Origin of the sequence: Billgrantia saliphila, assembly GCF_002930105.1 — a bacterium.
Lineage (GTDB): Bacteria > Pseudomonadota > Gammaproteobacteria > Pseudomonadales > Halomonadaceae > Halomonas > Halomonas saliphila.
The window spans coordinates 97,558-110,174 of the sequence record NZ_PJRN01000012.1; the positions used below are offsets into that span (position 1 = coordinate 97,558).

Consider the following 12,617-nt stretch of genomic DNA (forward strand, 5'->3'; position numbering starts at 1 on the left):
AGCATGCCGAGCGTTCACGCCGTCACCTATTCGCTCCTGCGCCGCCAGGGCATCACCACCGTTTTCGGCAATCCCGGCTCCAACGAGTTGCCGTTTCTCAAGGGCTTTCCCGAGGACTTCCGCTACGTGCTCGGGCTGCACGAAGGCGTGGTGGCCGGGATGGCCGACGGCTACGCGCTGGCAAGCGGCCGGCCGGCGTTCGTCAACCTGCACGCCGCGGCGGGTACCGGCAACGCCATGGGCGCGCTGACCAACGCCTGGTATTCACATTCGCCATTGGTGATCACCGCCGGGCAGCAGGCGCGCTCGATGATCGGCGTGGAGTCGATGCTGGCCAACGTGGAGGCGCCGCAGCTGCCCAAGCCGCTGGTCAAGTGGAGCTACGAGCCGGCCTGCCCCGAAGACGTGCCGCGTGCACTGAGCCAGGCGATCCACAGCGCCTCGCTGCCGCCGCGGGGGCCGGTCTACGTCTCGATTCCCCACGACGATTGGGATCGCGAAGCCGGCGAAGACGCCGCGCTGGTGGTCGAGCGCGAGATCGACCACGCCGGTTTGCCGTCACCCGCGCAGATCGAGCGGCTGGCTCAGCGATTCAATGCCGCCGACAACCCGGTGCTGGTGCTGGGTCCGGAGGTCGATGCCCGCCAGGCCAACGGGCTGGCCGTGGAGCTGGCCGAACGCTTGAGTATGCCGGTGTGGGTGGCGCCTTCCGCCTCGCGCTGCCCCTTCCCCAATCGCCACCCTTGCTTTCGCGGCGTGCTGCCGGCGGCTATTGCCGGCATCGCCGCCCAGTTGGAGGGGCACGACCTGATCGTGGTCGTCGGCGCCCCGGTGTTCCGCTATCACAAGTACGCGCCGGGGCGTTACCTGCCCGAGGGGGCGCGGCTGGTTCACGTCACTGGCGATGCCAACGAGGCGGCCCGCGCCCCCATGGGCGATGCGGTGGTGGGCGACGTTCACGCCACGCTCGAGGCGCTATTGCCGCACATCGCGCCGAGCGAGCGGGCCATGCCCGAGCCGCTCCCCAAGGCGGCAGCGGCCGAGGATGGCGAGGGGCGCCTGGCCCCGGCCAACGTGTTCGACACCCTTGATGCCCTGGCGCCGGAGGATGCCATCTACATCAAGGAGTCGACCTCCACGGTGGAGATCTTCTGGGAGCGCGTCGAGATGCGCCAGCCCGGCAGCTACTTCTTTCCCGCCGCGGGTGGGCTCGGCTTCGGCCTACCGGCGGCGCTCGGCGCGCAGCTCGCCCAGCCGCAGCGCCAGGTCATCGGAGTGGTCGGCGACGGTTCGGCCAGCTACGCCATCACCGCACTGTGGAGCGCCGCGCAGTATCGAATTCCGGCGGTGCTGATCATCCTCAGGAACGATACCTACGGCGCCCTGCGCGGCTTCGCCCGGCACATGGCGGTGGATGACGCCCCCGGGCTCGACGTGCCGGGCATCGACTTCTGCGCCCTGGCTCGCGGCTACGGGGTCGAGGCGCGCCTGGCCGACTCCCGCGAGGCCCTGGTTGCAGCGCTGCAGGAGGGCTTCGCCATGGACCGGCCGCTGCTGATCGAGGTGCCGACCCTGCCCACCTGATCCGTTTCATGGAGCAATCGAAAGGCAGCCGACATAACGCCACCAATACAACGATAAAGAGGTCACTGACATGAAACACGCCATCTCACGCCTGCTGCTTGCCACTTCCGCCCTGGGGCTGTGCGCCTCGGCCGGCGCCGAGACCACCCTGCGCATGGCGCATCTCTGGCCGGAGGGCTCGGCGGTCAACCAGGAGATCTACCGGGCCTGGGCGGAACAGGTGGAGCAGGATTCCGGCGGCGAGCTCAAGGTCGAGATGTACCCTTCGCAGACCTTGAGCAAGGCCGATCAGGCCTATGACGCGACGGTCAACGGCATCGCCGATATCGCCGTCACGCTTCAGGGCTATACCGCCGGGCGGTTTCCGCTCACCGAGATCGTGCAACTGCCCGGTATCGTCAACAGCGCTTCCCAGGGCGCGTGCATCCTGCAGACCCTCTTTGAAGAAGGCGATATCGCCGGGGAGTACGACGATACCCGCGTGCTGTTCCTGTTCACCACGGGGCCGGCCTACCTGCATACCCGCGATACCGAGATCCGCACGCCGGACGATCTCGAGGGGCTGCGCATCCGCCGCCCCAGCGAGGTGGCCGGCGAGATGCTCGCCAGCATGGGCGCCCAGCCCCTGGGCATGCCGGCGCCGGACATCTTCACCTCGCTGCAGCGCGGCGTGATGGATGGCTTGAGCTTTCCCTGGGAGGCGATGAAGGTGTTTCGCATCAACGAGCTGACGAAGTATCACCTGCAGGTGCCGTACTACGCCGGTGCCATCGTGGCGACGATGAGTCAGGCGAGCTATGAACGACTCTCCCCCGAGATGCAGGCGGTGATCGACGAGAACAGTGGCATGGCCTGGGCCCAGCAGGCAGGGCGGGTCTTCGACGAGCTGGACAAGGCCGGTCGCGAGGAGGCCGTGGCTCAGGGCGACACCATCCATGTCGTTGAGGACCCGCTCAACGATCCCGACTGGGCCGAGCCGCTCAACCAGGGCACCGAGAACTATCTCAAGCGGCTCGAGGAGCGTGGCCTGGATGAGGCCCGCGCCATTTACGAGAAAGCCATGGGCCTGCGCGAGCAGTGCGAGGCGTAAGTGCTAGGCTCTATCCGAAAAGTGCCTGCGCTCGGCCATACGGCGTTAAAAATCGTCACTAGAACAATGAGGAGCTCGCCATGAATACCCTGGACCTGCTGATTGGCGGCCAATCCCGGCCCGCCCATGAATCCGCCACCTTCGAGCGCGCCAACCCGCTGAGCGGCAAGGCCGTCACCCAAGCGGCGGCGGCAACGATCGACGACGTCCAGGCCGCCGCCGAGGCGGCGGGAAAGGCTTTTGAAACCTGGTCGCAGATCGGCCCCGGTGAGCGGCGCGGCAAGCTGCTCAAGGCCGCCGAGCTGATGGAAGCGCGCCAGGCCGAGTTCATCGAACGCATGGTGGACGAGACCGGCGCCACGCCGGCCTGGGCGGGCTTCAACGTGATGGTGGCCGCCGGCATGCTGCGCGAGACGGCATCGCTGACCACCCAGATCCAGGGCGACGTAATCCCCTCCAACGTGCCCGACAATCTGGCCATGGGCGTACGGGTGCCGTGCGGCGTGGTGGTCGGTATCGCGCCGTGGAACGCGCCGATCATCCTCGGCACCCGGGCCGTGGCCACGCCGCTGGCGTGCGGCAACACGGTGATCCTCAAGGCCTCGGAGCAGTGCCCGGCGACCCATCACCTGATCGGTGAGGTGCTGGTCGAGGCGGGACTCGGCGAGGGCGTGGTCAATGTGATCACCAATGCGCCGGCCGACGCGCCCGAGCTGGTCGAGGCGCTGATCGCGCATCCCGCCGTGCGACGCATCAACTTCACCGGCTCCACCCCGGTGGGTCGCATCATCGCCGAGAAGGCGGCGCGCCACCTCAAGCCGGTGCTGCTCGAGCTGGGCGGCAAGGCGCCCTTCCTGGTGCTCGACGATGCCGACCTGGACGCCGCCGTGGACGCGGCGATCTTCGGTGCCTTCTTCAACCAGGGGCAGATCTGCATGTCCACCGAGCGGCTGATCGTCGATGCCTCGGTGGCCGACGCCTTCGTCGACAAGCTGGCCGAGCGGGCTGCGGCGCTGAAGGCCGGCGATCCGCGCGGGGAGGGCAATGCGCTGGGCACCCTGATCAACGCCGAGTCGGGCGAGAAGCTCCCCGGCCTGCTTGACGATGCCGTGAGCCACGGGGCGAGGCTGGCCAGCGGCGGCAAGGCCGAAGGCGTGGTCATGCCGGCCACGGTGGTGGATGGAGTGACGCCGCAAATGCGCCTCTATGCCGAGGAATCCTTCGGGCCGGTGGTGGCGGTGATGCGTGTCGAGGGCGAGGAGGAGGCCGTTCGGGTTGCCAACGACAGCGAGTACGGCCTATCGGCGGCGGTGTTCAGCCAAGACACGGCACGCGGACTCAAGGTGGCCGGGAAGATCCGCTCGGGCATCTGTCACATCAATGCCCCCACGGTGCACGATGAGCCGCAGATGCCCTTCGGCGGCACCAAGTCGAGCGGCTACGGGCGCTTCGGCGGCAAGGCGGGCATCGAGGAGTTCACCGAGCTGCGCTGGATCACGGTTCAGTTGGGGCCGCGGCACTATCCCATCTAGCCGGCTCAGTCGCCATGCCTTGCCCGAGGCATGGCGATTTGCAGCCCTCAATAAGTCAGTGTCTCTGCGAGCATGAACCTGATAACCCATGGAGTCGTGCGTGAGGTTCACTCGGTGAGCAAGCTTGGCGTCACCGCCTCCGGGAAGGTTCGCATCGTTTGCTGATTCCAGGTTTCGAAGTGATCCTGCATTGACTGACGAGCCAACTCCCGGTCACGAGTCTTGATGGCAGCCACAATCGCAATATGCGTTTCGTTGGTTTTCTTTTGCGCTTCTCGGGATTGCCTTGCCAAGATCCTGCGTTGGTGAAGGACCTTCTTCAGCACTGATGACAGCCCCTGAAAGATGATCAAGACAGCAGGGTTCTTCGCCATGATGGCAAGCTGCTCATGGAATTCGTAATCAGCCTTTATCCCTTCGAGAACATCAGTGGACTTCACGATTCTATCGCAAAGCCGTTCGAGCCTTTCCAGCTCATGAGGCTGATGATTCACCGCGGCGGCCTGAACGATCTCTTTTTCGAACATTTCCCTTGCCGTCTCGAGGTGATCGACGGAAATGTAATTGAGCTTTAGCGCAAGTTCGAAATAAAGCTGTATGAAGACCGGCTCAGGCATCTTGAGAAAAGTGCCACTGCCCTGCTTGCGCTCGATGAAACCAAGGCTATGTAGTACCGAAAGTACATTCCTGACCGAGGAGCGATGCATGGAAAAGTGCTCACACAGCGCTCTCTCCGGTGGAAGTTTCAAACGGCCATCCCTGGACAGCTCGGAGACGGAAACAAACTCCTTCAGCCTGTCCAGAAGGTTCGGATCGATCTGGCTCATAACGTCATCCAAGCGCTGCCCCCATACCACGACCACAAGGGCAGCTTAGCATAGTCAGTGAATGTGCATGCCACCGTTGACATCCAGGGTTGCTCCCGTGATGTAGCCCGAGAGCTCGCTGGCCAGGAACAGAAAGGCGCTAGCGACGTCATCGGGCGTACCCAGCCGAGCGAGGGGAATGCTTTCCAGAATCTTGGCCTTCATCTGATCGTCGAGCTTGCCCGCAGTGATGTCAGTAGCGATCAGACCCGGGGTGACAGCGTTGATGCGGATGCCGTGTGCCCCCAGCTCCCGCGCCATGGCCTTGCCGAGCCCCAGCATGCCAGCCTTGGCAGCGCTGTAGTGCGGTCCACCGAAGATACCGCCGCCACGCTGCGCGGACACGGAGGATGTATTGATGATGGAGCCTGCCCCGGCCTGCTTCATATACGGAACGACAGCCTGCGACATGTAGAGCATGCCACGAAGGTTGACGTCAAGGATACGGTCATAGTCTTCCGGCGAAATTTCTTCGAACTTCACTGGTTGGGTGATGCCGGCATTATTGACGAGCACATCGATGCGACCGAACTTGTCAATGACGGCCTTCGCCAGATTCCGGCAGTCATCACGATTCGCTACGTTTCCGGTCACCACCAGAGAACGCTCGGGATCGAACTCACCTCGTATCTTCTCGCAGGCCTGCTCGTTGATATCGGAAATTACCACCGAGGCCCCATGTTCATAGAAGAGCCTGGCGGTTCTCAGGCCGATCCCCTTTTCACCTGCGGCGCCGGTGACGATGCACACTTTGTCTTTAAGCAGCATGATATTGTCCTCTTATGCATGTTCGGAAAGTAAAGCCAACTCCTGAAGGGAGCGGGTAACGCGCGACTCGATCACCTCGAGTGGCAGTGGTTTCTCATCACGCCATGGCTGGGCATTCGCGTCACGATGGAGGCGGAACGGAAGTTCCAGTGAAAATGGCTTGCCTTGCTTCAGAAGCACTGCTGCTATCTCGGTGTCATCCAGATCTCCCTTTCCAAAGGCAACGAAGTCGAAGCCGTCTGCGGTTCGGACGCAGGGCTTGAGATGGAAATGGTTGGCACTGCTCATGGCTTCGCTGGCATCGCTGAGCGGTTCACGATCGGGGCAGTGCGACAGCAGATTGCCGACGTCATAGTTGATGCCAAACGCATCACGATCCAGTCGCTCCAGCAGGCCAGGCACGTCGCCAGCATGATCGAGCACGTTGGGCTCCCCGTTGCCGGGGTTTTCAAGCAGGACGCGCACTTCGTACTTCCGTGCTATTGCCGCCAATGTATCGGCCTGCCGGAAGAAGGCGTCGCCACGCTCGAGCGTAGCGGCGTTGGTAATCACGTAGGATGCCCCTAACCTGGCAGCGAAGCGGCAGCGTGCCTCGAGCCTGTCAGAGGCATCCTCACTGCCCAGGTCAATATGCCCTGAAAAGTAGCGACACTCCTGTCCATGTCGCTGCATCTGGCTCTTCAGGTCTTTGGCGAAGTGGTCGGTAAAGTCGCTGTCGGTAAATGCCTGCACATAGCCCTCGATGAAGGCGAACTCGACATGGCGCACGCCGCAGCGGGCCAAGGATGGCAGGATCTTGTCGAACCCGTAGCCATCGTAGGCCGCTGTGCTCACAGATACATAGCTGGTCATTGATGACTCCTCAGCCCGTGCCGTTGAGCAGCCGGTAGGTACGAATCAGCTGGCTGTCATCGAGCTGGCCTTCACCGCGCTGGGAACTGGACACGAACAGCTGACGAGCGGTTTCCGCCAATGGAGTAAAGGCCTTGGAGGCTTTCGCGGAGTCGCAGACGATGCCCATGTCCTTGCAGAAGATATCGATGGCGCTGGTAACATCGCCCGGCTCGGCAATCATTCGCGGTCCGCGATCCTTGAGCATCCAGCTGGACGCTGCAGACCCCGTCACCATGGATAACATCAGCAACGCATCGATACCGTTCTTCTCGGCTAGCGACAGCGCCTCGGCGGCGGCGGCGATATGCACACCGCACAGCAGTTGGTTGACTGCCTTCATCGCGGAGCCTTGTCCCGGCTGTTCCCCCGCTTCGTATACGGCCTTGCCCAACACCTCGAATGCCGGACGACATCTCGCCAAGGCGTCGTCCTCCCCCGAGGCCATGATGGTAAGTTCACCGGCGCGAGCGCCCACCACGCCTCCAGAGACCGGGGCATCCACATAACGCAGGTCGGGCCTCACCGCTGCGACGTCTCTCGCCATGGCCGCAGCATCGTCGGGCGCTATGGTAGACATCTGAACGATGCAGGCACCCTGCCCCAGCGACTCGACGACTCCCTTCTCGAACAGCAGTGAGCGGACCTGGTCGGCATTGACCACCATAAGGAAGAGCGCCTCGCAGCTGGCGAAATAGCGACTCTCTTCCTCGGTTGAGATCGCTTGGCCGTTGAATTCTTGCGCTTTCTGTTCGAGCGCATCGATGCCGAGCACCTGGAAGCCGCCTGCTTTCATTTGGGATGCCATGGGCCACCCCATGGCCCCCAGTCCTGCAAAAGCGATATTTCGCATAATCACACCTCAATAAACGATCAGAGCCGGCACATAGGAAACAAGCAGCAGTACGATGATCGCGACCAGATAGAAGGGGCCCAGCTCCTTCACCACGGCCCCGATACGCTCACGGGCAATGGCGGAGGAGACGAACAGCGTAGTGCCGATAGGCGGCGTGAACAGGCCGATGCTGAGATTCACGCACATGATGATGCCGAGCTGCACGAGGTCCAGCCCGATCGCATTGGCGATGGAGACCAGCGTCGGTCCCAGCAGCAGGATGGCGGCGGGCAGGTCGAGGAACATGCCGATGAAGAGCAGCAGCAGGTTGATCGCCAGGATGATCAGGATCGGATGCTTGAGATACTCCACGGCCCACTGGGCGACTGCCTGCGGCACGCCACCGGAGGTCAGAATGTAGGCAATGATGTTGGCCGCCGCGATGATCAGCATGACGATGCCCGTAGTGATCACCGTGTTCACCAACGCACTCATGACTCGGTCGGCAGTGAGATCGCGATAGATGACGATGCTGACCACCAGTGCATAGGCAACGGCGATGATGCTCACCTCGGTAGGTGTGGCAATACCGGCCCTCAGCAGCACGAGAATGAATACCGGCATCAGCAGCGCCGGCAGAGCGGTTATCAGCGTGCTTCTCACCTCGGCGCGAGTGTGCTTGAGCGTAAGCCGCGGGAACCCACGGCGCCTGCCGATGATATAGCAGGCCAGCATCATGCCACCGGCGAGCATCAGTGCCGGGATCACTGCCGCGATGAACAGTGATGCAATGGAGCTGTTCGAGACGGTGGCAAACAGGATCAGTGGAATCGAAGGCGGCATCAGGCCAGCGATTACCGATGAGGCCGAGGTGACGGCCGCCCCGAAGGCACCGGGATAGCCTTCTCTCTTCTGCCAGGGAATCAACATGGAGCCGAGTGCCGAGGCCTCGGCCACCGAAGAGCCGGAGACGCCACCGAAAACGGTCGAACCCACTACGGTAACCTGCCCGAGGCCGCCGTGATATTTTCCAACCAACATAGAAGCCAGACTCACCAGCTTCTGGCCCAGTTTGCCTGACATCATCAGGCCACCCGATAGAATGAAGAAGGGGATCGCTAGCAGAGGAAAGCTTTGTGTCGGCTGAAAGATCTTCATGACCGCCATGCTTGACGGCATAGGGCCGAAGACAGACAGTGCTGCCCAACCACTAATCACCAGCGAGTAGCCGACCGGCATTGCCATCAAAAGAAACAGAATAAAGCCAATGAGCATTTGGGCCGTCATATTCCGTCCTCCCCATGAGAGGTCTGAGGCTCGGAGAATTGATCTCCGCCGGTCAGCACCATCGCGATGTTAATGAGAGAGACGACTGCCAGGCCCATGAATCCGATCACCACTGACCAGTAAGCCCAGGACATGCCGATCCGGGTTATCGGGAGTCGCTGGGTTCCTGCGATCTCAACGACATCCAGTCCATGAACTGCCATGACACCGAAGGCAATCATCGCAATGACGTTGACGGCCAATACAGTTATCTTCTTCGGAAATTTTGGCAGTTTTTCTACTACCAGTTCGACTCCAATATGCTCGTTCCTGGCAGCAGCAGCCACGATGGCGCTCATCGTCAACCAGGGAAAAAGCAGATTGGGTACTTCCGTCACCCATCCCAGGTTAGTGGAGAGCACATACCGGACCACAACGCCCAGCAATAGAGAAAGGAAAATGGCCACGATGGATACGATGGATATCCATTTGGAGGCGTGATAGATGATATTTTTTGAGCTCACTAGCAGTGAAGTGGGCGTACCCACTTCACCACTGCGGCTCTCTTCCGAGAGCTTCATGAAAAGCCCCTCCCGTTACTGCGACTCGCTCTGAGCCGCATTGATGACCATCTCGACCAGGTCGGGATACTCATTGCGCCAATGGTCATAAACGGATGCCGTGGCTTCGATGAAAGGCTCTGGGTCCACTTCATTGAACGCCACACCGGCGTCTTCCATTACACTGCGAAGTTCCTCATCAGCCTCAAGAGAGGCCTGACGATTGAATTCCCCGGCCTCGATGGCAGCATTTTTAATCACTTCCTGCTGCTCTTCCGTTAGGGTGTCCCATACAGCCTTGCTCATCAGTAGTGGAGTGGACTCATATTTATGGCCGGTCAGCGAGATGTAGTCCTGCACCTCATGAAGCTTGGATGAATGAATATTCATCAACGGGTTCTCCTGACCATCCACGACTCCCTGCTCAAGGGCAATGTACAGCTCGGAGAAGTTCATTGGGGTCGGATTGGCATCTAGTGCCTCGAAGATGTCGACGGTCATCTCGTCGGGAGGAGTGCGGATTTTAAGGCCTTTGAGATCCTCAGGCGTCTCGATGGGACGAACATTGTTACTGACGTGTCGAATGCCGTTATCCCACAGCGCGAGAAGCACCAGGTTCTGCTCTTCCGCCAGTTTCTTCAGCTCGTCCCCGACTTCTCCGTCCATCACTGTCCAGGCGCTGGGAAGCGAGTCGAAGAGGAACGGCAGGCCGAGTACGGAAAACTGCGGAACGACGCTCGAGGTCGCTCCCTGGCTATTGGTGCTGAAAGCCAGCGTCCCCATTCTCATCTGGGTCAGCGCTTCCATGTCATCGCCATACTGGGCGTTGCCACCTACGTCTACTACCAGCTGTCCATCAGTGCCTTCCTCTACCAGCTCGGCGAAGCGTTCGGAGGCATCCCACTTCGGATTACCCTCCGCTGCATTGTGGGCAAGCTGGAGCGTTTGCTGAGCAGCGGCGGTACCGGAAAGGAAAATGGCAGTGATGGCGGATCCAATCAATGTCGCTTTCATGACGTTTCTCTCTGTTCAGATAGTTGTTGTAAATGTAGCTAACGTCTTAAATCGTTGGCTTTATTTCTTCGCTTGTGGAGACATGTTGCTCTAGGGTTTTCACTACCTCCTTGGTTGAAATTCCATAACGGTCATGGAGGGTCGGCAGGGCGCCAGCATCCAGAAATTCATCGGGCAGACCGATCTGACGGAACTTGACCGACACGCCTTCCTTCATCAGCAGTGACGCGATGCTTTCCCCCAAGCCGCCGACAATCGAGTGGTTCTCGGCCACGAAGACGGGGCGATCGGGGTGAGAGCGAACCTCCGCCAGGATGGCATCAGTGTCCAGCGGCTTGATTGTGGCGCAGTGCATAACAGCCACATCGACACCTTTCTCCTTCAGCTCATCGGCGGCCTCGATCGCCCGCATCGTCATGAGCCCGGAAGAGATAATCAAAGCATCGCTGCCATCCATCAGCCGCTTGGCCTTGCCAATCTCGAAGCGGTAGCCTTCGAAGCGGTCCATGACGCGCGGTACCTTGCCCCGCAGCAATCGCAAGTAGACGGGGCCGTCGAAATCCACCATCGCTTGCACTGACTGCTCGATATCCACCGCATCGCAGGGGTCGATGATGGTCAGATTCGGCATGCCGCGGAAGATGGCGACATCCTCGGTGGCTTGGTGGCTCGGCCCATAGCCGGTGGTAAGCCCCGGAAGCGCACTGATGATCTTGACGTTCAACTTCTCCTCGGCAATCGCCAGGCAGATGAAGTCGTAGGCCCGGCGTGAGGCGAAGACACTGTAGGTCGTAACGAAGGGGATGAAGCCCTCGCGAGCCATGCCTGCCCCTGCCATCATGAGCAGCTGTTCGGCCATGCCCATCTGGTAATACCGATCGGGATAGGCCTGAGCGAAGATATGCAGATCGGTATACTTGCCCAGGTCCGCCGTCATGCCCACGATCTTCGGGTTCTTCTCGGCGGCCTCTACCAGCGCGTGTCCGAAGGGGGCCGACGTCGTCGGCTGTCCTTCTCCGGCAATGGACGCAATCATTGCCGAGGTTTTCAATTTCTGCTTGGCGCTCATCTCATTTCCTCCTTACTGGACATCGTAGGCTTCATCGAGCTGCTTGAGCGCCACACTCCACTCATCCTCATCAACACGAATGAAGTGGGTCTTGTCCCGAGTCTCGAGAAACGGCACACCGCGACCCATCAGGGTGTCGCAGATGATGACGCGAGGTTTGTCGGCACTGCTTTCCATGGCGCTGTCGAAGGCTACGATCAACGCCTCCAAATCATTGCCATCGACGCGATAGGTCTCCCACCCGAACGCCGCCCACTTGTCGGCGATCGGTTCGTAGTTGAGTACGGTGGAGGACTTGTCGTCGGCCTGTTGATCGTTGACATCCACAATCGCAATCAGATTGTCCAGCTTCCAGTGGGCCGCAGAGGCGACGGCCTCCCAGGTCGAGCCTTCGTTCAGCTCACCGTCCGATAACAAGTTGAATATGCGCGAGGCACTCTTCTTACGCTTGAGACCCAACGCCATGCCGACACCAATACCTAGGCCGTGACCCAGAGAGCCACCGGTAATCTCCATGCCCGGCGTATAGTCGGCCATGCCTGACATGGGCAGGATGCTGTCATCGCTGCCGTAGTCTTCGATTTCATCTTCGGAGATGACGCCGGCCTCGATCAGGGCAGCATAGAGGGCGATGGCGTAGTGCCCGATGGACAGCAGGAAACGATCCCGCTCCTCCCATTCGGGGTTCTTGGGATCCAGTTTCAGCGCTCGGAAATAGGCAACCGCCAGGACGTCGGCAACCCCCAAGGCCTGGCCGACATAGCCCTGGCCCTGCACCTCGCCCATGCGCAAGGCGTGGCGACGAATCTTGTAGGCCCGCTGCCGAAGCATCTCGACGGCGCTGGCCTTCGATGTGGTAGCTGCGTCACTCATTCCAGTCACCTCCAATTGGTTGACCATTTCAAGGTAGAGATGGCCGATTGGTTGCGAAATAAGACCTTAGTCTATTTTTAATTTTAAGGATTCCGTATATAGGTCCCTGGGCTGGATAGCCTCGCGTTCATTAACCTGACAACAAATTGTCGAGTGTTTTGAATTCTGAGTTTATTGTTTATAAACAAAAATATATACGTCTTTCAGTGGGGTGTCGGCAGACTTGATCTGATATGTATATAGACAAACTGAATTAGAATTTCAGCATG

At 60.5% G+C, this 12,617-nt stretch carries 12 protein-coding genes; 3 read left to right on the top strand and 9 right to left on the bottom strand.

Annotated elements, in window-relative coordinates:
* Positions 1-3: 3 nt before the first annotated feature.
* The 3 genes from mdlC to CYJ07_RS14200 all read left to right on the top strand — a co-directional run bounded on the left by mdlC (position 4) and on the right by CYJ07_RS14200 (position 4,206).
* A complete protein-coding gene (gene mdlC / locus CYJ07_RS14190; RefSeq protein ID WP_197038375.1) occupies positions 4-1,584 on the top strand; it encodes a benzoylformate decarboxylase in 1,581 nt (526 codons plus the stop codon).
* 70 nt (positions 1,585-1,654) lie between these two features.
* Positions 1,655-2,674 carry a TRAP transporter substrate-binding protein gene (locus tag CYJ07_RS14195; RefSeq protein ID WP_104204367.1) on the top strand — a complete coding sequence of 340 codons (1,020 nt, stop codon included), beginning with the start codon at positions 1,655-1,657 and terminating at the stop codon, positions 2,672-2,674.
* Between the two features lie 80 nt (positions 2,675-2,754).
* On the top strand, positions 2,755-4,206 hold the full coding sequence (locus tag CYJ07_RS14200) for an aldehyde dehydrogenase (protein WP_104204368.1): 1,452 nt from the start codon (positions 2,755-2,757) through the stop codon (positions 4,204-4,206).
* Positions 4,207-4,313: 107 nt separating this feature from the next.
* Here CYJ07_RS14200 and CYJ07_RS14205 read toward each other — a convergent pair whose 3' ends face one another.
* Genes CYJ07_RS14205 through CYJ07_RS14245 form a run of 9 tightly spaced genes read right to left on the bottom strand, consistent with a single transcriptional unit; the run spans position 4,314 to position 12,348 of the window.
* Positions 4,314-5,033: a FadR/GntR family transcriptional regulator gene (locus CYJ07_RS14205; protein ID WP_104204369.1), complete on the bottom strand. Its 720-nt coding sequence runs from the start codon at positions 5,031-5,033 to the stop codon at positions 4,314-4,316.
* Positions 5,034-5,087: 54 nt separating this feature from the next.
* Complete coding sequence (locus CYJ07_RS14210) at positions 5,088-5,840, bottom strand: SDR family NAD(P)-dependent oxidoreductase (RefSeq protein ID WP_104204370.1); 753 nt, start codon at positions 5,838-5,840, stop codon at positions 5,088-5,090.
* A 12-nt stretch (positions 5,841-5,852) separates the two neighbouring features.
* A complete protein-coding gene (locus CYJ07_RS14215) occupies positions 5,853-6,692 on the bottom strand; it encodes a sugar phosphate isomerase/epimerase family protein (protein WP_104204371.1) in 840 nt (279 codons plus the stop codon).
* 10 nt (positions 6,693-6,702) lie between these two features.
* On the bottom strand, positions 6,703-7,584 hold the full coding sequence (locus CYJ07_RS14220) for an NAD(P)-dependent oxidoreductase (RefSeq protein ID WP_269320548.1): 882 nt from the start codon (positions 7,582-7,584) through the stop codon (positions 6,703-6,705).
* 9 nt (positions 7,585-7,593) lie between these two features.
* The gene (locus CYJ07_RS14225) at positions 7,594-8,853 is read right to left on the bottom strand and encodes a TRAP transporter large permease (RefSeq protein WP_104204373.1); all 1,260 of its coding nucleotides are present in this window, start codon (positions 8,851-8,853) and stop codon (positions 7,594-7,596) included.
* A complete protein-coding gene (locus CYJ07_RS14230) occupies positions 8,850-9,413 on the bottom strand; it encodes a TRAP transporter small permease (protein ID WP_104204374.1) in 564 nt (187 codons plus the stop codon). Before CYJ07_RS14230 ends, CYJ07_RS14225 begins: the two co-directional genes overlap by 4 nt.
* A gap of 15 nt (positions 9,414-9,428) precedes the next feature.
* Positions 9,429-10,406, bottom strand: a complete 978-nt coding sequence (locus tag CYJ07_RS14235) for a TRAP transporter substrate-binding protein (protein ID WP_104204375.1) — start codon at positions 10,404-10,406, stop codon at positions 9,429-9,431.
* A gap of 46 nt (positions 10,407-10,452) precedes the next feature.
* A complete protein-coding gene (locus tag CYJ07_RS14240; protein ID WP_104204376.1) occupies positions 10,453-11,475 on the bottom strand; it encodes a transketolase family protein in 1,023 nt (340 codons plus the stop codon).
* A 12-nt stretch (positions 11,476-11,487) separates the two neighbouring features.
* Positions 11,488-12,348: a transketolase gene (locus tag CYJ07_RS14245; RefSeq protein WP_104204377.1), complete on the bottom strand. Its 861-nt coding sequence runs from the start codon at positions 12,346-12,348 to the stop codon at positions 11,488-11,490.
* Positions 12,349-12,617: the final 269 nt, after the last annotated feature.

Coding starts and splice junctions, on each gene's coding strand:
- mdlC (WP_197038375.1), top strand. CDS start 4: ATGCCGAGCGTTCACGCCGTCACCTATTCGCTCCTGCGCCGCCAGGGC.
- CYJ07_RS14195 (WP_104204367.1), top strand. CDS start 1,655: ATGAAACACGCCATCTCACGCCTGCTGCTTGCCACTTCCGCCCTGGGG.
- CYJ07_RS14200 (WP_104204368.1), top strand. CDS start 2,755: ATGAATACCCTGGACCTGCTGATTGGCGGCCAATCCCGGCCCGCCCAT.
- CYJ07_RS14205 (WP_104204369.1), bottom strand. CDS start 5,033: ATGAGCCAGATCGATCCGAACCTTCTGGACAGGCTGAAGGAGTTTGTT.
- CYJ07_RS14210 (WP_104204370.1), bottom strand. CDS start 5,840: ATGCTGCTTAAAGACAAAGTGTGCATCGTCACCGGCGCCGCAGGTGAA.
- CYJ07_RS14215 (WP_104204371.1), bottom strand. CDS start 6,692: ATGACCAGCTATGTATCTGTGAGCACAGCGGCCTACGATGGCTACGGG.
- CYJ07_RS14220 (WP_269320548.1), bottom strand. CDS start 7,584: ATGCGAAATATCGCTTTTGCAGGACTGGGGGCCATGGGGTGGCCCATG.
- CYJ07_RS14225 (WP_104204373.1), bottom strand. CDS start 8,853: ATGACGGCCCAAATGCTCATTGGCTTTATTCTGTTTCTTTTGATGGCA.
- CYJ07_RS14230 (WP_104204374.1), bottom strand. CDS start 9,413: ATGAAGCTCTCGGAAGAGAGCCGCAGTGGTGAAGTGGGTACGCCCACT.
- CYJ07_RS14235 (WP_104204375.1), bottom strand. CDS start 10,406: ATGAAAGCGACATTGATTGGATCCGCCATCACTGCCATTTTCCTTTCC.
- CYJ07_RS14240 (WP_104204376.1), bottom strand. CDS start 11,475: ATGAGCGCCAAGCAGAAATTGAAAACCTCGGCAATGATTGCGTCCATT.
- CYJ07_RS14245 (WP_104204377.1), bottom strand. CDS start 12,348: ATGAGTGACGCAGCTACCACATCGAAGGCCAGCGCCGTCGAGATGCTT.